Annotated in this window: 17 protein-coding genes; 6 read left to right on the forward strand and 11 right to left on the reverse strand. The window is 68.2% G+C overall.

Going from position 1 to position 17,583, the window contains the following annotated elements; genetic code table 11:
• The first annotated feature begins 399 nt into the window (after window positions 1–399).
• The 4 genes from katG (at window position 400) to ubiA (ending at window position 4,522) form a co-directional block, all read left to right on the forward strand.
• Window positions 400–2,586: a catalase/peroxidase HPI gene (gene katG, locus J8I33_RS10960; protein ID WP_209935480.1), complete on the forward strand. Its 2,187-nt coding sequence runs from the start codon at window positions 400–402 to the stop codon at window positions 2,584–2,586.
• Between the two features lie 110 nt (window positions 2,587–2,696).
• Complete coding sequence (locus tag J8I33_RS10965; RefSeq protein WP_162838113.1) at window positions 2,697–2,843, forward strand: hypothetical protein; 147 nt, start codon at window positions 2,697–2,699, stop codon at window positions 2,841–2,843.
• 119 nt (window positions 2,844–2,962) lie between these two features.
• Entirely contained in the window at window positions 2,963–3,451 is a 489-nt protein-coding gene (gene dpsA / locus J8I33_RS10970; protein WP_050011787.1) for a non-specific DNA-binding protein DpsA, read from the forward strand.
• A gap of 207 nt (window positions 3,452–3,658) precedes the next feature.
• Entirely contained in the window at window positions 3,659–4,522 is an 864-nt protein-coding gene (ubiA, locus tag J8I33_RS10975) for a 4-hydroxybenzoate octaprenyltransferase (protein WP_209925778.1), read from the forward strand.
• A gap of 101 nt (window positions 4,523–4,623) precedes the next feature.
• Here ubiA and proC read toward each other — a convergent pair whose 3' ends face one another.
• The 6 genes from proC to J8I33_RS11005 form a co-directional block, all read right to left on the reverse strand.
• Window positions 4,624–5,436 carry a pyrroline-5-carboxylate reductase gene (proC, locus tag J8I33_RS10980; protein ID WP_209935487.1) on the reverse strand — a complete coding sequence of 271 codons (813 nt, stop codon included), beginning with the start codon at window positions 5,434–5,436 and terminating at the stop codon, window positions 4,624–4,626.
• Window positions 5,437–5,489: 53 nt separating this feature from the next.
• A complete protein-coding gene (locus tag J8I33_RS10985) occupies window positions 5,490–6,188 on the reverse strand; it encodes a YggS family pyridoxal phosphate-dependent enzyme (protein WP_089488620.1) in 699 nt (232 codons plus the stop codon).
• A gap of 130 nt (window positions 6,189–6,318) precedes the next feature.
• Window positions 6,319–7,545: a glycolate oxidase subunit GlcF gene (gene glcF / locus J8I33_RS10990; protein ID WP_209935493.1), complete on the reverse strand. Its 1,227-nt coding sequence runs from the start codon at window positions 7,543–7,545 to the stop codon at window positions 6,319–6,321.
• Window positions 7,546–7,552: 7 nt separating this feature from the next.
• A complete protein-coding gene (glcE, locus tag J8I33_RS10995; RefSeq protein WP_209935500.1) occupies window positions 7,553–8,641 on the reverse strand; it encodes a glycolate oxidase subunit GlcE in 1,089 nt (362 codons plus the stop codon).
• A 184-nt stretch (window positions 8,642–8,825) separates the two neighbouring features.
• A complete protein-coding gene (locus tag J8I33_RS11000) occupies window positions 8,826–10,319 on the reverse strand; it encodes an FAD-linked oxidase C-terminal domain-containing protein (protein ID WP_209935506.1) in 1,494 nt (497 codons plus the stop codon).
• 38 nt (window positions 10,320–10,357) lie between these two features.
• Entirely contained in the window at window positions 10,358–11,767 is a 1,410-nt protein-coding gene (locus tag J8I33_RS11005; protein ID WP_209935519.1) for an FAD-linked oxidase C-terminal domain-containing protein, read from the reverse strand.
• Window positions 11,768–11,903: 136 nt separating this feature from the next.
• Here J8I33_RS11005 and J8I33_RS11010 point away from each other — a divergent pair, with 136 nt between their 5' ends.
• Window positions 11,904–12,455, forward strand: coding sequence for a cob(I)yrinic acid a,c-diamide adenosyltransferase (locus J8I33_RS11010; protein ID WP_050011780.1), 552 nt, complete (start codon window positions 11,904–11,906; stop codon window positions 12,453–12,455).
• Window positions 12,456–12,550: 95 nt separating this feature from the next.
• Window positions 12,551–13,759 carry an NO-inducible flavohemoprotein gene (hmpA, locus tag J8I33_RS11015; protein WP_089488178.1) on the forward strand — a complete coding sequence of 403 codons (1,209 nt, stop codon included), beginning with the start codon at window positions 12,551–12,553 and terminating at the stop codon, window positions 13,757–13,759.
• 91 nt (window positions 13,760–13,850) lie between these two features.
• Here the strand turns inward: hmpA and J8I33_RS11020 are convergent, their stop codons facing one another.
• The 5 genes from J8I33_RS11020 to tldD form a co-directional block, all read right to left on the reverse strand.
• Window positions 13,851–14,240, reverse strand: a complete 390-nt coding sequence (locus J8I33_RS11020) for a type II toxin-antitoxin system VapC family toxin (protein WP_060965601.1) — start codon at window positions 14,238–14,240, stop codon at window positions 13,851–13,853.
• Entirely contained in the window at window positions 14,237–14,506 is a 270-nt protein-coding gene (locus J8I33_RS11025; RefSeq protein ID WP_209935535.1) for a type II toxin-antitoxin system Phd/YefM family antitoxin, read from the reverse strand. The genes J8I33_RS11020 and J8I33_RS11025 overlap by 4 nt, the downstream gene beginning before the upstream one ends.
• A 122-nt stretch (window positions 14,507–14,628) precedes the next feature.
• Entirely contained in the window at window positions 14,629–15,702 is a 1,074-nt protein-coding gene (gene aroG / locus J8I33_RS11030; protein ID WP_050011777.1) for a 3-deoxy-7-phosphoheptulonate synthase AroG, read from the reverse strand.
• Between the two features lie 34 nt (window positions 15,703–15,736).
• The gene (locus tag J8I33_RS34440; RefSeq protein WP_245171850.1) at window positions 15,737–16,036 is read right to left on the reverse strand and encodes a hypothetical protein; all 300 of its coding nucleotides are present in this window, start codon (window positions 16,034–16,036) and stop codon (window positions 15,737–15,739) included.
• Between the two features lie 64 nt (window positions 16,037–16,100).
• Complete coding sequence (gene tldD / locus J8I33_RS11040) at window positions 16,101–17,567, reverse strand: metalloprotease TldD (RefSeq protein ID WP_050011776.1); 1,467 nt, start codon at window positions 17,565–17,567, stop codon at window positions 16,101–16,103.
• Window positions 17,568–17,583 lie beyond the last annotated feature (16 nt).

Here is a 17,583-nt window from a genome sequence, read left to right on the forward strand (position 1 = left end):
ACACCCCGTCGCGCGACACGGTCGTACATCGCGCCAGGGCGGCGGTTCGCAGCCTGCGCCCGATTGCGTTCGCATACCTGGCGGACCGTGTGTATGGCGGATGAGTGCCGCCGCACGCCGGTCCTGTGTTCCCCCGATTCGCCCGCCGTCGAGCCATGAGGAAGCATTGCAGGTCCGATACCCGACAAGCCGGCCGCCTCGCCGGCACGACGCGTGCCGGCAGCCCCTTCCGCGCGCGCCCCGCCTGCGGCGCGTGGCAACGGGAATGCGTGTCGCAGGCCGCGCGCGACATCCCGTAGTACGACAGGAGGAACCGCCTGTTCCGTTTCATCCCCCCGCAATGCTCCACGAACCGCGCCCGGCACGTGGGGGCCTACGAGCAAGACAAGGAGAAAAAGCATGTCGAACGAAACGAAGTGCCCGTTCAACCACACCGCAGGCAGCGGCACGACGAACAAGGACTGGTGGCCGAATCAGCTGAACCTCAACGTCCTGCATCGGCATTCGGCGCTATCCGATCCGATGGACCCCGATTTCGACTACGCGGCAGCGTTCAAGACGCTCGATCTCGCCGCGGTGAAGCAGGACCTGCACGCGCTGATGACGACGTCGCAGGACTGGTGGCCGGCCGACTTCGGCCACTACGGCGGCCTGTTCGTGCGCATGGCATGGCATAGCGCCGGCACGTACCGCACGGCCGACGGCCGCGGCGGCGCGGGCGGCGGGCAGCAGCGCTTCGCGCCGCTCAACAGCTGGCCGGACAACGTGAGCCTCGACAAGGCGCGCCGCCTGCTGTGGCCGATCAAGCAGAAGTACGGCCGCAACATCTCGTGGGCCGACCTGCTGATCCTGACCGGCAACGTCGCGCTCGAATCGATGGGCTTCAAGACGTTCGGCTATGCGGGCGGCCGCGCCGACACGTGGGAACCGGACGACGTCTACTGGGGTTCGGAAAAGATCTGGCTGGAACTGAGCGGCGGCCCGAACAGCCGCTACACGGGCAAGCGCGAGCTCGAAAACCCGCTCGCCGCGGTGCAGATGGGCCTGATCTACGTGAACCCGGAAGGCCCGGACGGCAACCCGGACCCGGTCGCCGCCGCGCACGACATCCGCGAGACGTTCGCGCGGATGGCGATGAACGACGAGGAAACGGTCGCGCTGATCGCGGGCGGCCACACGTTCGGCAAGACGCACGGCGCCGGCCCGGCGTCGAACGTCGGCCCCGAGCCGGAAGCCGCGGGCATCGAGCAGCAGGGCCTCGGCTGGAAGAGCACGTTCGGCACGGGCAAGGGCAAGGACACGATCACGAGCGGCCTCGAAGTCACGTGGACGTCGACGCCGACGCAGTGGAGCAACGACTTCTTCAAGCACCTGTTCAGCTACGAGTGGGAGCTCACGAAGAGCCCGGCCGGCGCGCACCAGTGGGTCGCGAAGGATGCCGGCGAAGTGATTCCCGATGCGTACGACGCGTCGAAGAAGCATCGTCCGACGATGCTGACGACCGACCTGTCGCTGCGTTTCGACCCGGCCTACGAAAAGATCTCGCGCCGCTTCTACGAGAACCCGGCCGAATTCGCCGACGCGTTCGCACGCGCGTGGTTCAAGCTCACGCACCGCGACATGGGCCCGCGTTCCCGTTACCTCGGTCCGGACGTGCCGGCGGAACACCTGCTGTGGCAGGACCCGGTCCCGGCCGTCGATCACCCGCTGATCGACGACGCCGACGTCGCCGCGCTGAAGGCGAAGGTGCTGGCCACGGGCCTGTCGGTGTCGCAGCTCGTGTCGACCGCATGGGCGTCGGCGGCGACGTTCCGCGGCTCGGACAAGCGCGGCGGCGCGAACGGTGCGCGCATCCGCCTCGCCCCGCAGAAGGACTGGGAAGTGAACCAGCCGGCGGCGCTCGCGGCGGTGCTCGAAACGCTCGAAGGCGTGCAGAAGGCGTTCAACGATGCGCAGACCGGCGGCAAGAAGGTGTCGCTGGCCGACCTGATCGTGCTGGCCGGTGCGGCCGGCGTCGAGCAGGCGGCGAAGCACGCCGGTGTCGCGATTACGGTGCCGTTCGCACCGGGCCGCACGGATGCGTCGCAGGAAGAGACCGACGTCGACGCGATGGCCGTGCTCGAGCCGGTGGCGGACGGGTTCCGCAACTACCTGAAGCACGCGTACAAGACGCCGGCCGAGGCGCTGCTGGTCGACAAGGCCCAGTTGCTGACGCTGAGCGCGCCGGAGATGACGGTGCTCGTCGGCGGCCTGCGCGTGCTCGGCGCGAATGCCGGCGGCGCGAAGCATGGCGTGTTCACCGATCGTCCGGAAACGCTGACGAACGACTTCTTCGTGAACCTGCTCGACATGGGCACGGAATGGAAGCCGGTATCGGCCGCGAACGACGTGTTCGAAGGGCGCGATCGCGCGACGGGTGCGGTCAAGTGGACGGGCACGCGCGTCGACCTGATCTTCGGCTCGCACTCGCAGTTGCGCGCGCTGGCCGAGGTGTACGGCAGCGCGGATGCGAAGGAGAAGTTCGCGCGCGATTTCGTGGCGGCCTGGAACAAGGTGATGAACCTCGACCGCTTCGACCTCGCATGAACCCGGCCGCATCCCGACGCGGTGATGTAGTCACGCAGTAACGTGAAACGGCCGGTCCAGCGACCGGCCGTTTCTTCTCTGAACGATGTCTTGTCAAAGGAGTGACGACCATGACGCAAATGATGCTCAACGTGCGCGCGGCCGCGTCGCCCATTCTGCGCTCGCCGGCGGAGCTGGCGCGCTACGGGGTCGGCTTCGCGATCGTCGTCGGCGGGGCGGCGGAGCTGGCCGCGCAGGCGCTGCATGCGCTCGCGTAGTGCGACGCCCGATTCGCGACGCTAGAATGGCGAGTCGCGAACGCATGCCGCGCGACACGGCATGCGAATTGCTCGACGCATTTTCGCCGGTTCAACATGTCGAATGAGGAGTCCCGAAGATGGCCAAGAAAGGCAACGCCACGCAGATCAACATCGGTATCAGCGACAAGGACCGCAAGAACATCGCGGACGGCCTGTCGCGCCTGCTCGCCGATACGTTTTCGCTGTACCTGAAGACCCACAATTTCCACTGGAACGTGACCGGACCGATGTTCAACACGCTGCACCTGATGTTCGAGGAGCAGTACAACGAACTGTGGCTCGCGGTCGATTCCGTCGCCGAGCGCATTCGCACGCTGGGCGTCGTCGCGCCCGGCACGTTCGGCGAATTCGCGAAACTGTCGTCGGTGCCGGAAGCGAAGGGCGTGCCGGCCGCCGAGGACATGATTCGCCAGCTCGTCGAAGGGCACGAGGCGGTCGTGCGCACCGCGCGCGACATCTTCCCGATCGCCGACGCGGCGAGCGACGAGCCGACCGCCGATCTGCTGACCCAGCGCCTGCAGACGCATGAAAAGACCGCATGGATGCTGCGGTCGCTGCTTGCATAAGCCCGGCGCGGCCGGGGGCGGCAGGCTGGCCCAATCCGGGGCGGCCTGGAATCTGGCCCCTGAATGATGCGCACAGCGGCACGGCCGCGCGCAGCGGGCCGCGGCGGCCAGCCGGCCCGCCACGACCGCCGGCCGCGGGTCGCGCCGACATGACGCGGAGCACCGGTCGGCTCTAAAATGCCGGGATTCTCTTCCCGGTGCTTCGCCATGCTTGCCCGCTTTCCCCTGTATCTGCGGCTCGTCCGGATGGACAAGCCGATCGGCAGCCTGCTGCTGCTGTGGCCGACGCTCAACGCACTGTGGATCGCGTCGGACGGCCACCCGCGCTGGCCGCTGCTCGTGATCTTCACGCTCGGCACGCTGCTGATGCGCTCGGCCGGCTGCGCGATGAACGACTACGCCGACCGCGATTTCGACCGCCACGTGAAGCGCACGGCCGACCGGCCGCTGACGTCGGGGAAGATCCGCGCATGGGAAGCCGTCGCGATCGCGGTCGGGCTGTCGTTCATCGCGTTCCTGCTGATCCTGCCGCTCAATACGCTGACGAAGGAATTGTCGGTCGTCGCGCTGTTCGTCGCCGGCTCCTATCCGTTCATGAAGCGCTTCTTCGCGATTCCGCAGGCGTATCTCGGCATCGCGTTCGGCTTCGGCATCCCGATGGCGTTCGCGGCCGTGCAGGACACGGTGCCGATGCTGGCGTGGGTGATGCTGGTCGCGAACATCTTCTGGTCGGTCGCGTACGACACTGAATATGCGATGGTCGATCGCGACGACGACATCAAGATCGGCATCCGCACGTCCGCGCTGACGTTCGGCCGTTTCGACGTCGCGGCCGTGATGGCGTGCTACGCGGCGACGCTCGGCATCTACGTGTGGATCGGCGTGACGCTCGGCTTCGGCCTCGCGTACTGGGCGGGCTGGGCGGCGGCGGTCGGTTGCGCGCTGTATCACTACACGCTGATCAAGGATCGCGAACGGATGCCGTGCTTCGCGGCGTTCCGCCACAACAACTGGCTCGGCGGCGCGCTGTTCGCCGGCATCGCCGTGCATTACCTGCTGACCGGCAACTGACCGACACTGCGCGCGTCTTTTCGCGCGGTGCCAACGAAAAAGCGACCCGACGGTCGCTTTTTTTACGTCCGGCGCCGGCCAAACCGGCGCCGCTGTCGCGCTTACGCGCGGCCGAGCTCGTCGCCCATTTCCTTCGCCCGCGCTTCGGCCGCGAGCGCGCCGCGCACGATCGCTTCCTTCACGCCCTGCGCGTCGAACGCCGCGAGCGCGGCGGCGGTCGTGCCGCCCTTCGACGTCACGCGTTCGCGCAGCACGCTCGCCGGTTCGCCCGATTGCGCGGCGAGCTGCGCGGCGCCCGTGAACGTCGCGACCGCGAGCGCGCGACCCTGCTCGTCGTTCATGCCGAGACGGCGCGCGGCTTCCTGCAGCGCTTCGATGAAATAGAACACGTACGCAGGGCCGCTGCCCGAAATCGCGGTGACCGCGTCGAGCCGCGCTTCGTCGTCGAACCACACGATCTCGCCGACCGCGCCGAGCACGTTCGACGCGAGTTCGCGGCCGGCCGCGTCGACGCCCGGCAGGGCGGCCAGGCCCGTCACGCCCATGCCGACCAGCGCGGGCGTGTTCGGCATCGTGCGCACGACGCGCGTGTAGCCACCGAGCCAGCGGGCGAGATCCGCGCCGCGGATGCCGGCCGCGATGCTGATCACGAGCTGCGACTTCAGGTGCGGCGCGAGCGCCTGCGCGACGTCGTGCAGCACCTGCGGCTTCACCGCGAGCACGATCGCGTCGTAGTCGGCGAGCGTCGCGTCGACGGCCGCGCCGGTACGGACGCCGAACTGCTGCGCGGCGCGCGCGCGGACGTCCTCGTTGACGTCGATGGTGTACAGGCCGTCCGCGGCGACGCCGCGCTTGATCAGGCCGCCGATCAGGGCCGCGGCCATGTTGCCGCCGCCGATGAATGCGATTTTCATGATGTCGGGAATGAGCGAGTGAGTGGACGGAAAGGCGGAAAAGAGCGCGGCGCTCAGTGCGCGTAATCGCGCGCGCCGAAGATCGCGGTGCCGACGCGCACGATCGTCGCGCCTTCGAGCACCGCAGCGTCGAGATCGGCGGACATGCCCATCGACAGCGTGTCGAGCGGCAGGCCGTCGGCGCGCAACGCGTCGAACAACGCGCGCAGCGCGCGATGCGGCGCGCGTTGCGCGTCGGTGTCGCCGGCCGGTTCGGGAATCGCCATCAGGCCGCGCAACCGCAGCGACGGCAGCGCGGCGACCGCACGTGCGACCTCGGCCACGTCGGCCGGCGCGACGCCGCTCTTCGACGCCTCGCCGCTGATGTTCACCTGCACGCACACGTTCAGCGGCGGCAGATGCGCGGGGCGCTGTTCCGACAGGCGCTGCGCGATCTTCAGCCGGTCGACCGAATGGACCCAGTCGAAGCGCTCGGCGACGGCGCGCGTCTTGTTCGATTGCAGCGGCCCGATGAAATGCCATTCGAGGCTCGCGCGCAAGTCGGCGAGCGCGTCGATCTTGTCGATCGATTCCTGCACGTAGTTTTCGCCGAACGCACGCTGCCCGGCCGCATGCGCGGCGCGCACGTCGTCGGCCGGAAACGTCTTCGACACGGCGAGCAGCGAGACGGTGGCGGGATCGCGGCCGGCCGCGCGGGCGGCGTCGGCGATGCGGCGGTGAACGGAGTCGAGACGGGCGGCGAGATCGGACATGACGGGCACGGAAGCAGGCACGCAAGCAGCGCGGAAACGGGCATGAAGCCGATGCGCGGCGACACGCGGCGCATCGATCCGCTCATTATACGGACGCCGCGCGCCCGCCCGTTATCGGCGTGAACAGCCTCTAGCCGTACAGCAAATGCTCGACGAGCTGGACCCAATGAGCGACCGGCACCTGCGTGCCGCTCTGCAGATGCGCGATGCAGCCGATGTTGCCGGACACGATCATCTGCGGTTCGAGCGCCTGCAGCTTCAGCAGCTTCTGCTTGCGCAACCGGTACGACAGCGACGGCTGCGTCAGCGAGTAGGTGCCGGCCGAGCCGCAGCACAGGTGGCTGTCGGCCGGCAGCCGCACGTCGATGCCGAGCGTCTCCAGCAGGCGCTCGACCTTGCCGCGCGACTGCTGGCCGTGCTGCAGCGTGCACGGCGGGTGGTACGCGACCGTATGGATCGCGCGGCGCCGCGCGATCGTCGCGAGTTCGGCCTCGAACGCGAGCAGCACGTCGGAGATGTCGCGCGTCAGCGACACGATGCGCTGCGCCTTTTCCGCGTAGGCCGGATCGTCGCGCAGCAGGTGCGCGTATTCGAGCACCGTCGCGCCGCAGCCCGACGCGTTCATCACGATCGTCTCGACGCCCTGTTCGACGTGCGGCCACCACGCGTCGATGTTGCGGCGTGCGTCGTCGAGCGCTTCGTCGTGATAGTTCAGGTGCAGGCGGATCGCGCCGCAGCAGCCCGCGTCGGGCGCGACGACCGTCTCGATGCCGAGCGCGTCGAGCACGCGCGCGGTCGCGATGTTGATGTTCGGCAGCATCGACGGCTGCACGCAGCCGCCGAGCATCAGCATCTTGCGCGTATGCGTGCGATGCGGCCATTCGAGCAGCCGCGTGCGCGGCGGCACCTTGTCGCGCAGCCGCTTCGGCAGCAGCGGCCGCACGTGCTGGCCGAGCCGCATCACCGGCGAGAACAGCGCGGCGTTCGGCACGACGCTCGCGAGTACGCGGCGCATCAGCCGCTGCTGCACCGGGCGCTCCACCTGTGCCTCGACGTGCTTGCGGCCGATCTCGACGAGCCGGCCGTACTGGACGCCGGACGGGCAGGTCGTCTCGCAGCTGCGGCACGTGAGGCAGCGGTCGAGGTGCTGTTGCGTGCTGCGCGTGACGGCCGCGCCTTCAACCATCTGCTTGATCAGGTAGATGCGGCCGCGCGGGCCGTCGAGTTCGTCGCCGAGCAGTTGATAGGTCGGGCAGGTCGCGGTGCAGAACCCGCAGTGCACGCACTTGCGCAGGATCGCGTCGGCCTCGTCGCCGTCGGGCGTGTTGCGGATGAAATCGGCGAGATTCGTTTGCATCGATCCCTCAGAGATCAGGGTACAGCCGGCCGCGATTGAAGATGCGCGCGGGATCGAACGCGCTTTTCAGCCCGCGGTGGATCTTCATCATCGGCGCGGGCAGCGGCGTGAACACGCCCGCGCTGCGGTCGTAGGTATCGCCCGCGCGGAACAGCGTCGCATGGCCGCCGGCCTGCTTCGCGCTCATGCGCACGGTCTGCGCGTCGGCGTCGGTGATCCACCAGCGCTGCGCGCCGCCCCATTCCATCAACTGGGTGCCGGGCAGGTGCATCGGTTCGGTGATCGACGGCAGCGACAGGCGCCACAGCGCGTAGCCGGGCGGGATGCCGTTGAAGAACGGGTCGGTGTGCTCGCGCAGGCCGGCCCAGAAGCGCTCGGCCTCGACCGCGTCGACGACTTCGCCGCCGAGCAGCGTTTTCGCGGATTTGACGGCGGCTTCCGCGCCCGACAGGCGCAGCACGAGCGTGCCGTTGCGCCACGCGCTCGCGCTGACCGGCAACGGATGACCGCCCCATTCGTTGAGCTTGCGCACCGCGTCGCTCGCGGTCATCTCGAACTTCAGCGTGACCTCGGCGACAGGCATCGGCAGTACCTTGATCGACAGGTCGAGCATCAGCCCGAGCGTGCCGAGCGCGCCGGCCATCAGCCGCGACACGTCGTAGCCGGCGACGTTCTTCACGACCTGCCCGCCGAAGCGCAGCATGTCGCCGCGGCCGTTCATCAGCGTGACGCCGAGCACGAAATCGCGCGGTGCGCCGCAGGTGGCGCGGCGCGGGCCCGCGAGGCCGGCCGCGACGCAGCCGCCGACGGTGGCCGCGCGGCCGAAATGCGGCGGCTCGAACGGCAGCATCTGGCCGCACTCGGCGAGGACGGTTTCAAGCTGCGCGAGCGGCGTGCCCGCGCGGACCGTGACGACGAGCTCGGCCGGGTCGTACGACACGATGCCCTGAAACGCGCGCGTGTCGAGTATTTCGCCGTCGAGCGCCTGGCCGTACCAGTCCTTGGTGCCGCCGCCGCGAATCCGCAGCGGCCGGCCGTCGGCACTGGCCGCGCGAACGCGCTCGGCCCATCCGGCGACGATGTCGTCCTCTTCCATGTTCTGTTGCTGCCTCGACTTGTTGTTCGGTCGATTGTACCGGGGTGGCGCGATTCCACATCGCGACTATCCCTAAGCCCCGTCTCGCGTGCGGCATGCCGGCGCCGGCGCGCGACCGCGCCGCGCGGGCGCGGCAGAGCCCCGCACCGCGGCCGCCGGTGCGGAGCCGCGACCCGTGCGCCGTTCAGAAACGCGGCAGGTCGGGGTGCGGCAGCAGCCCGCCGCGCACGTGCTGGCGACCGTATTCGGCGCAGCGCGCGCGGGTCGGGATGCCCTTGTCCGGGTTCAGCAGCCCGGCCGGATCGAATGCGCGCTTGACCGCGAAGAACGCATCGCACTCCTGCGGCGAGAACTGCACGCACATCGAATTGAGTTTTTCGATGCCGACGCCGTGCTCGCCCGTCACGCTGCCGCCGAATTCCACGCAGCATTCGAGGATTTCCGCGCCGAACTGCTCGGCGCGGTGCAGCTCGTCCGGATCGTTCGCGTTGTACAGGATCAGCGGATGCATGTTGCCGTCGCCCGCATGGAACACGTTGATGCAACGCAGCCCGTAGCGCGTTTCGAGTTGCTCGATGCGCGCGAGCAGCGGGCCGATCGCGCGGCGCGGCACGGTGCCGTCCATGCAGTAATAGTCGGCGGAAATGCGGCCGGCGGCCGGGAACGCGTTCTTGCGGCCCGACCAGTAGCGCAGCCGCTCGTGTTCGTTGCGCGACACCTGGATGCGCGTCGCGCCGTGTTCGCGCAGCACGGCGGTCATCCGCACGATCTCCTCGGCGACTTCTTCCGGCGTGCCGTCCGATTCGCACAGCAGGATCGCCTTCGCGTCGAGGTCGTAGCCCGCGTGCGTGAACGCCTCGACGGCTTGCGTGGCCGGCTTGTCCATCATCTCGAGCCCGGCCGGGATGATGCCCGACGCGATGATCGCCGCTACCGCCTCGCCGCCCTTGACGACGTCGTCGAAGCTCGCCATCACGAGCTGCGCGGTCTGAGGCTTCGGGATCAGCCGCACCGTGACCTCGGTGACGATCGCGAACATCCCTTCGCTGCCGATCATCACCGCGAGCAGGTCGAGGCCCGGCATGTCGAGCGCGAGCGAGCCGAATTCGACGACCTCGCCGTCGATCGTCACCGCGCGCACGCGCATCACGTTGTGCACGGTCAGCCCGTATTTCAGGCAGTGGACGCCGCCCGAGTTTTCCGCGACGTTGCCGCCGATCGTGCACGCGATCTGCGACGACGGATCGGGCGCGTAATACAGGCCGTACGGCGCGGCCGCCTCCGAGATCGCGAGGTTGCGCACGCCGGGCTGCACGGTCGCGGTGCGGGCGTACGGGTCGACTTCGACGATGCGCGTGAAGCGCGCGAGCGACAGCACGACGCCGAGCGCGATCGGCAGCGCGCCGCCCGACAGGCTCGTACCGGCGCCGCGCGGCACGATCGGCACTTCCATGCGGCGGCAGATCTGCACGATCCGCTGCACCTGCGATTCCGTCTCGGGCAACGCGACCGCGAGCGGCAGCCGGCGGTAGGCGGACAGGCCGTCGCATTCGTACGGCGCCGTGTCCTCGTCGCGGTATAGCAGGCAGTGCGTCGGCAGCACGGCCATCAGCGCCTGCACGACTTCGCGCTGGCGCTGCGCGCGTGCGGCGCTCGACAGTTCGACGGGAGCGTTCATGAGGTCTCCAGCGTGGAGCGCGATGTCGCGCCGCCGGGTCAGCACGTGAAAATCTTGCCCGGATTCATCAGGTTGCGCGGATCGAGCGCGAGCTTGATCGCGCGCATCGTGTCGATCGCGTTGTCGCCGTGCTCCTTCGGCAGGAAGCGCATCTTGTGCAGCCCGACGCCGTGCTCGCCCGTGCAGGTGCCGCCCAGGCGCAGCGCGCGCTCGACGATCCGATCGTTGATGCGTTCGGCTTCGGCGAGCTCCTCGGGCTTGTCGGGATCGATCAGGATCGCGACGTGGAAATTGCCGTCGCCGACGTGGCCGACGATCGGGCAGGGCAGCGACGACGCGCGCAGGTCGACCTCGGTTTCCTCGACGCACGCGGCGAGCTGCGAGATCGGCACGCACACGTCGGTCGTTACCGCACGGCAGCCGGGTTTCAACTGCAGCATCGCGAAGTACGCGTTGTGGCGCGCGGACCAGAGCCGCGTGCGATCCTCGGGGCGCGTCGCCCATTCGAAGCCCTGGCCGGCGTTCTGGCCGGCGAGCGCCTGCACGAGTTCGGCCTGTTCCTTCACGCCGGCGTCGGTGCCGTGGAATTCGAAGAACAGCGTCGGCGCTTCGGCCAGCGTCAGGTTCGAGTGACGGTTGATCGAGCGCACGGCCAGCGCGTCGACGAATTCGACGCGCGCGATCGGCACGCCGATCTGGATCGTCTCGATCACCGTGCGGACCGCGTCGCCCATCGTCGGGAACGTGCAGATCGCGGCCGACACGGCTTCGGGCAGCGGGTGCAGGCGCAGCGTGATCTCGGTGATCACGCCGAGCGTGCCTTCGGACCCGACGAACAGGCGCGTGAGGTCGTAGCCGGCCGACGACTTGCGTGCGCGCGAACCGGTTTTGACCACGCGGCCGTCCGCGAGCACCGCGGTGAGGCCGAGCACGTTCTCGCGCATCGTGCCGTAGCGCACGGCATTGGTGCCGGATGCGCGGGTCGCGGTCATCCCGCCGATGCTGGCGTCGGCGCCCGGGTCGATCGGGAAGAACAGGCCGGTGTCGCGCAGCGCTTCGTTGAGCGCCTTGCGCGTGATGCCCGGCTCGACCGTCACGGTCAGGTCTTCGGCGTTGATCGACAGCACGCCGTTCATTTCCGACAGGTCGAGCGACACGCCGCCGCGCACCGCGAGCAGGTGGCCTTCGAGCGACGAGCCGGCTCCGTACGGGATCAGCGGCACGCTGTAGAGCGAGCACAGCGACACGACTTCGCGCACGTCGTCGGTGCTGCGCGCGAACACGACCGCGTCGGGCAGTTGCGGATCGAACGGGGATTCGTCGCGGCCGTGATGGGCGCGGACTGCGTCGGCGGTCGACACGCGCTCGCCGAAGGCGGCGCGCAGCGCATCGAGCATGGCGGGGGGCAGCGGGCGGCGCGTGGCGGCCGGCGGGGCAGGGTGGTTCACGAATGTCTCCTGACTGCTTGTCATACTGTCGGCCCATTCTACGCTGTAACGCCTGCTGCGCCTCCCGCCGCGGGCTGCGATAATCGCGTTCCAGCCAACCGGGCCGCGTCGCGGCCGCGCACGAGAGGACATTCGCATGGGCAACCGCTTGAGCAAGATCGCGACGCGCACGGGCGACGACGGCACCACCGGCCTCGGCGACGGACGGCGCATCGGCAAGGACGACGCGCGGATCGCCGCGATCGGCGACGTCGACGAACTGAACTCGAATCTCGGCGTGCTGCTGGCCGAGCCGCTGCCGGACGACGTGCGCACCGCGCTCGTCACGATCCAGCACGACCTGTTCGATCTCGGCGGCGAGCTGTGCATCCCCGGCCACGCGGTGCTCGACGATACGCATCTCGCGCGCCTCGACCAGTGGCTCGCCGATTACAACGCGACGCTGCCGCCGCTGAAGGAATTCATCCTGCCGGCCGGCTCGCGCGCGGCGTCGCTCGCACACGTGTGCCGAACCGTGTGCCGACGCGCGGAGCGCTCGATCGTCGCGCTGGGCCGCACCGATACGCTGAATGATGCGCCGCGGCGTTACGTGAACCGGCTGTCCGACCTGCTGTTCGTGCTGGCGCGCGTGCTGAACCGCGCCGGCGGCGGCGCCGACGTGCTGTGGGAGCGCGAGCGCGTCCGCTAACGCGCCATCCCGCTTTTTGCGCACTGCGACAATTTGCCCGAGGGGCGCCTGTTTTTAAACATGTATCGTATGTGCATGTTTAACGGAGAACGAACATGACCCACATCACCGCTGACCAGATGGCCCGTGTGAAGGCCACCGCCCCCGTCCTCGCCGAGCACGGCGCGACGATCACGAAGCATTTCTATCAGCGCATGTTCGCGCGTCATCCGGAACTGAAGAACCTGTTCAACCAGACGCACCAGAAGACCGGCAGCCAGCCGGAGACGCTCGCGAAGGCCGTCTATGCGTATGCGGCGAACATCGACAACCTCGGCGCGCTGGGCGGCGCGGTGTCGCGCATCTCGCACAAGCACGCGAGCCTGAACATCCGCCCCGAGCATTACCCGATCGTCGGCGAGAACCTGCTCGCGTCCATCGTCGAGGTGCTCGGCGATGCAGTCGATGCGGATACGCTCGAAGCGTGGCGCGTCGCGTACGGCCAGCTCGCGCAGATCCTGATCGGCGCCGAGGCCGATCTTTACGCAGGCGCCGCATGGAGCGGCTTCCGCCCGTTCCAGGTCGCGCGCAAGGTGCGTGAAAGCGACGAAATCACGTCGTTCTACCTGACGCCCGCCGATGGCGGCGGCGCGCCGACCTTCGAGCCCGGCCAGTACATCACGGTGAAGCGCTTCGTCGGCGATCTCGGCGTCGATCAGCCGCGCCAGTACAGCCTGTCCGACGCGCCGCACGGCAAATGGCTGCGCATCTCGGTGAAGCGCGAGGCCGGCAAGGCCGACGCGATCCCGGCCGGCAAGGTGTCGACGCTGATGCATGATGGCGTGGAGGAGGGCGCGATCGTCGAGGTGACCGCGCCGATGGGCGACTTCTCGCTGAAGCGCGACGTGGATACGCCGGTCGTGCTGATCTCGGGCGGCGTCGGCATCACGCCGATGATGTCGATGGCGTCGACGCTGATCGCCGAAGGCAGCCCGCGCGACGTGCGGTTCGTCCATGCATGCCGTTCGGGCGCGGTGCACGCGTTCCGCGACTGGCTGAACGACACGGCGCGCGAGCACGCGAACGTGAAGCGTACGGTGCTGTATGAGCTGGTCGGCCCGAACGATCGTGCCGGCATCGATCACGACCTCGAAGGGCGCCTCACGCCGGAGCGTGTGCAGCAGTACGCGCTGGTGCCGGACGCGGACTACTACATCTGCGGGCCGATCGCGTTCATGAAGGCGCAGCGCGATGCGCTCGTCGCGCTCGGCGTCGCGCCGGAACGCGTGAACACCGAGATCTTCGGGTCGGGCGCGCTCGAGTGAGGTACCGGCGGTCGGTCTCGGCCAACGCAACGATGCAATGACTAAGCCCGGCGCGAGCCGGGTTTTTTACTTGCGGCGCCGTGGGGCGACTTCAGGCGCGCAACATCAGCGTTGCGTGGTAGCGCCACACCTTCGGATCGGCGCTGACGAGCGGCATGCCTTCATGGAGTGCCTGCGCGACCATCACGCGGTCGAACGGATCGGCATGATCCGGGAAATCCGGCAACGCGGCGACTGCCTCGGCGTGATCGCTGCTGATCGGCAGCTCCGCAAAACCTGCAAGCCGAAATGCCGAACGCGCATCTCTCGGATGGACGGGCAGATTGCCTTTGCGATATTTGATCGCGATTTCCCAAATCGACGCGGCGCTGACGTACAGCGTGTTTTGGGGATGTTCGATCAATGCGGCCGCGGTTGCCGAAAGTTGCGGCGCGCCTTCAGCCGCCCAGAGCGCGATGTGCGTATCGAGCAGCAGCTTCACGGTGCGAGTCCCTCTTCCGAGCTCGCGTCGAAGTCGGCGGCGATCGATTCATCGCCGGCATTGAATGCCTCGACGGTTGTCGGGATGTTCAGCCCGGCAAGCAACTGACGGGCTGCACCGATCCGTTTTGGCGCGGCATAAGGAACGATCCGGGCAACCGGATGACCATCGCGGGCGATCACGACTTCGGATTCGCGCCCCAGTTCCAGCGCTTCGACGAGGCTTGAGAGCCGCGACTTGGCATCGTGCATGTTGACGGTCGGCATGGCCCCTCCTTGGTTAGCTAGGTAATGTTAGCTAGTCTAGCAGAGCGAAACGACGACCGCAGGCTGGCCGCATGGCCAACCCGCCGCCAAGCGGGGTCATGCGGCCAGTCTGGCGGCGCGCGTCAGTTCCCGCTGCCGCGCGCGACGCGCCGCGCCTTCACCGATTCCGCGAGGCCTTCGAGCACCTTCACGCTGTCGTCCCACGCGATGCACGCGTCGGTGATGCTCTGGCCGTAGGTCAGCGCGCAACCTTCCTTCAGGTCCTGGCGACCCTCGACGAGGTGCGACTCGATCATCACGCCGACGATGCGCTCGTCGCCGGCCGCGATCTGGCGGCCGATGTCCGCGCACACCGGGATCTGGTTCTCGTGCTTCTTCGAGCTGTTCGCGTGGCTCGCGTCGATCATCAGGCGCGCGGCGAGGCCGGCCTTGCCGATGTCCGCGCAGGCCGCGTTCACGCTGTCCGCGTCGTAGTTCGGCGTCTTGCCGCCGCGCAGGATCACGTGGCAGTCTTCGTTGCCGGCCGTCGACACGATCGCCGAATGGCCGCCCTTCGTCACCGACAGGAAATGGTGCGGCTGCGACGCGGCCTTGATCGCGTCGACGGCGATCTTCACGTTGCCGTCGGTGCCGTTCTTGAAGCCGACCGGGCACGACAGCCCCGATGCCAGCTCGCGGTGCACCTGCGACTCGGTCGTGCGCGCGCCGATCGCGCCCCACGAGATCAGGTCGGCGATGTACTGCGGGCTGATCATGTCCAGGTATTCGGTCGCGGCCGGCAGCCCCATTTCGTTGATCTGCAGCAGCAGCTCGCGCGCGGTGCGCAGCCCTTCGTTGATCTTGAAGCTGTTGTCGAGGTGCGGATCGTTGATGAGCCCCTTCCAGCCGACCGTCGTGCGCGGCTTCTCGAAGTACACGCGCATCACGATTTCCAGCTCGCCGTTGAAGCGTTCGCGTTCCTTCACGAGCCGGCCCGCGTATTCGATCGCCGCCTTCGTGTCGTGGATCGAGCACGGCCCGATCACGACGATCAGCCGGTCGTCCATCCCGTGCAGGATGCGGTGCATCGACTGGCGCGAGTGGTAGATCAGCTCGGACGCGGCTTCGGAGCACGCGAATTCGCGGATCAGGTGGGCGGGCGGCGTCAGTTCCTTGAGTTCGCGAATGCGGACGTCGTCGGTGTTGTGCGGGGGCATGCTGTTTCTCCTCATTTTCCGGGGCGCCGTTCGGTCAGTGCGCGTGCGGCAGATTCATCAATTCGGGCAATTCAGTGGTTTCGGTCGGGGCCGCGGGACCGCTGCGGCGGCGACCGGCTGGCGAAGGGCGAAAAAAAACCGCCGGGTTCGCCGGCGGTTTTTTCGGGAATTTCGGTTGCGCTTTACGCGCCATCAACCCTCTCGATCCGCCAGCGGTCTGAGATACCAAAAAAAGTAAAAGTAAAACTTGGCGGACATGACGGAAATTCGGCTCGTCAAAAAAGTTGATTCGGAATTTATACCCGGTCCCTGCGCGGCTGGCAACCGGGGTCATTCAAAAATGCGGACAATCCGCGCGTTTTCGTCAAAATGCGCGGATTGTCTGCGCCGCGATGCGGTTATGCCGTACCGCCGACCGTCATCTTGTCGATCCGCAGGGTCGGCTGGCCGACGCCGACCGGCACGCTCTGGCCTTCCTTGCCGCATACGCCGACGCCCGTGTCGAGCGACATGTCGTTGCCGATCATGCTCACGTACTTCAGCGATTCCGGGCCGCTGCCGATCAGCGTCGCGCCCTTCACCGGGTAGGTGACCTTGCCGTTCTCGATCATGTACGCCTCGGACGCCGAGAACACGAACTTGCCGTTCGTGATGTCGACCTGGCCGCCGCCGAAGTTCACCGCGTACAGGCCGTTCTTCACCGACGCGATGATTTCCTGCGGATCCTTGTCGCCGTTCAGCATGTACGTGTTCGTCATGCGCGGCATCGGCAGCGCCGCGTACGACTCGCGCCGCGCGTTGCCGGTGACCGGCATCTTCATCAGGCGCGCGTTCAGCGTGTCCTGGATGTAGCCCTTCAGGATGCCGTCTTCGATCAGCGTCGTGCACTGCGTCGGATTGCCTTCGTCGTCGATGTTCAGCGAGCCGCGGCGGTTCGGCAGCGTGCCGTCGTCGACGACGGTCACGCCCTTCGCGGCGACCTGCTCGCCGATCCGGCCCGCGAACGCGGACGAGCCCTTGCGGTTGAAGTCGCCCTCGAGCCCGTGGCCGATCGCCTCGTGCAGCAGCACGCCCGGCCAGCCCGGCCCGAGCACGACCGTCATCGCGCCGGCCGGCGCGGGGCGTGCGTCGAGGTTCACGAGCGCCGCGTGCACGGCGTCGTCGACGTAGCGCGACAGGATCTCATCGGTGAAGTAGCCGTAGTCGAAGCGGCCGCCGCCGCCGCCGGAGCCGATCTCGCGGCGGCCGTTCTGTTCGGCGATCACCGTGACCGATACGCGCACGAGCGGCCGGATGTCGGCCGCGAGCGCGCCGTCGCTGCGCGCGACCAGCACGACGTCGTATTCGCCGGCGAGGCCCGCCATCACCTGCGTGACGCGCGGGTCGCGGCCGCGCGCCATCTGCTCGATGCGCTCGAGCAGCTTGACCTTGGCCGTCGCGTCGAGCGACGCGAGCGGATCGGACGGCAGGTACAGGTCGCGGCCCGAGATGCCGGTCAGCGACGACGCGGCCTTGATTTTCTGGCGGCCGCCGCCGGCCGCCGCGATCGCCTTGGTCGCGGCGGCGGCTTGCGCGATCGCTTCGGGCGACAGGTCGTCCGAGTACGCGAACGCGGTGCGGTCGCCCGCGACCGCGCGCACGCCGACGCCCTGGTCGATGCTGAAGCTGCCCGATTTGACGATGCCTTCCTCGAGGCTCCACGCTTCGCTGCGGGTCGCCTGGAAGTACAGGTCCGCGTAGTCGACGCGATGCGTGAAGATGTCGGCGATCGTGCGCGTGAGCAGGCTTTCGTCGAGGCCGTACGGCGTGAGCAGGATGTCCTTCGCCAGCGCGAGGTTGCGGATGCCGGGTTCGATGATGTTCATGCGGATATCGGGGTTC

Origin of the sequence: Burkholderia sp. AcTa6-5, from assembly GCF_017815075.1 — a bacterium.
In the GTDB taxonomy this organism is placed as follows: Bacteria; Pseudomonadota; Gammaproteobacteria; order Burkholderiales; family Burkholderiaceae; genus Burkholderia; species Burkholderia sola.

What these genes read in the sequence shown, in the direction of transcription:
- katG (WP_209935480.1), top strand. Translation starts at nt 400, where the DNA reads ATGTCGAACGAAACGAAGTGCCCGTTCAACCACACCGCAGGCAGCGGC.
- J8I33_RS10965 (WP_162838113.1), top strand. Translation starts at nt 2,697, where the DNA reads ATGACGCAAATGATGCTCAACGTGCGCGCGGCCGCGTCGCCCATTCTG.
- dpsA (WP_050011787.1), top strand. Translation starts at nt 2,963, where the DNA reads ATGGCCAAGAAAGGCAACGCCACGCAGATCAACATCGGTATCAGCGAC.
- ubiA (WP_209925778.1), top strand. Translation starts at nt 3,659, where the DNA reads ATGCTTGCCCGCTTTCCCCTGTATCTGCGGCTCGTCCGGATGGACAAG.
- proC (WP_209935487.1), bottom strand. Translation starts at nt 5,436, where the DNA reads ATGAAAATCGCATTCATCGGCGGCGGCAACATGGCCGCGGCCCTGATC.
- J8I33_RS10985 (WP_089488620.1), bottom strand. Translation starts at nt 6,188, where the DNA reads ATGTCCGATCTCGCCGCCCGTCTCGACTCCGTTCACCGCCGCATCGCC.
- glcF (WP_209935493.1), bottom strand. Translation starts at nt 7,545, where the DNA reads ATGCAAACGAATCTCGCCGATTTCATCCGCAACACGCCCGACGGCGAC.
- glcE (WP_209935500.1), bottom strand. Translation starts at nt 8,641, where the DNA reads ATGGAAGAGGACGACATCGTCGCCGGATGGGCCGAGCGCGTTCGCGCG.
- J8I33_RS11000 (WP_209935506.1), bottom strand. Translation starts at nt 10,319, where the DNA reads ATGAACGCTCCCGTCGAACTGTCGAGCGCCGCACGCGCGCAGCGCCAG.
- J8I33_RS11010 (WP_050011780.1), top strand. Translation starts at nt 11,904, where the DNA reads ATGGGCAACCGCTTGAGCAAGATCGCGACGCGCACGGGCGACGACGGC.
- hmpA (WP_089488178.1), top strand. Translation starts at nt 12,551, where the DNA reads ATGACCCACATCACCGCTGACCAGATGGCCCGTGTGAAGGCCACCGCC.
- J8I33_RS11025 (WP_209935535.1), bottom strand. Translation starts at nt 14,506, where the DNA reads ATGCCGACCGTCAACATGCACGATGCCAAGTCGCGGCTCTCAAGCCTC.
- aroG (WP_050011777.1), bottom strand. Translation starts at nt 15,702, where the DNA reads ATGCCCCCGCACAACACCGACGACGTCCGCATTCGCGAACTCAAGGAA.
- J8I33_RS34440 (WP_245171850.1), bottom strand. Translation starts at nt 16,036, where the DNA reads ATGACCCCGGTTGCCAGCCGCGCAGGGACCGGGTATAAATTCCGAATC.
- tldD (WP_050011776.1), bottom strand. Translation starts at nt 17,567, where the DNA reads ATGAACATCATCGAACCCGGCATCCGCAACCTCGCGCTGGCGAAGGAC.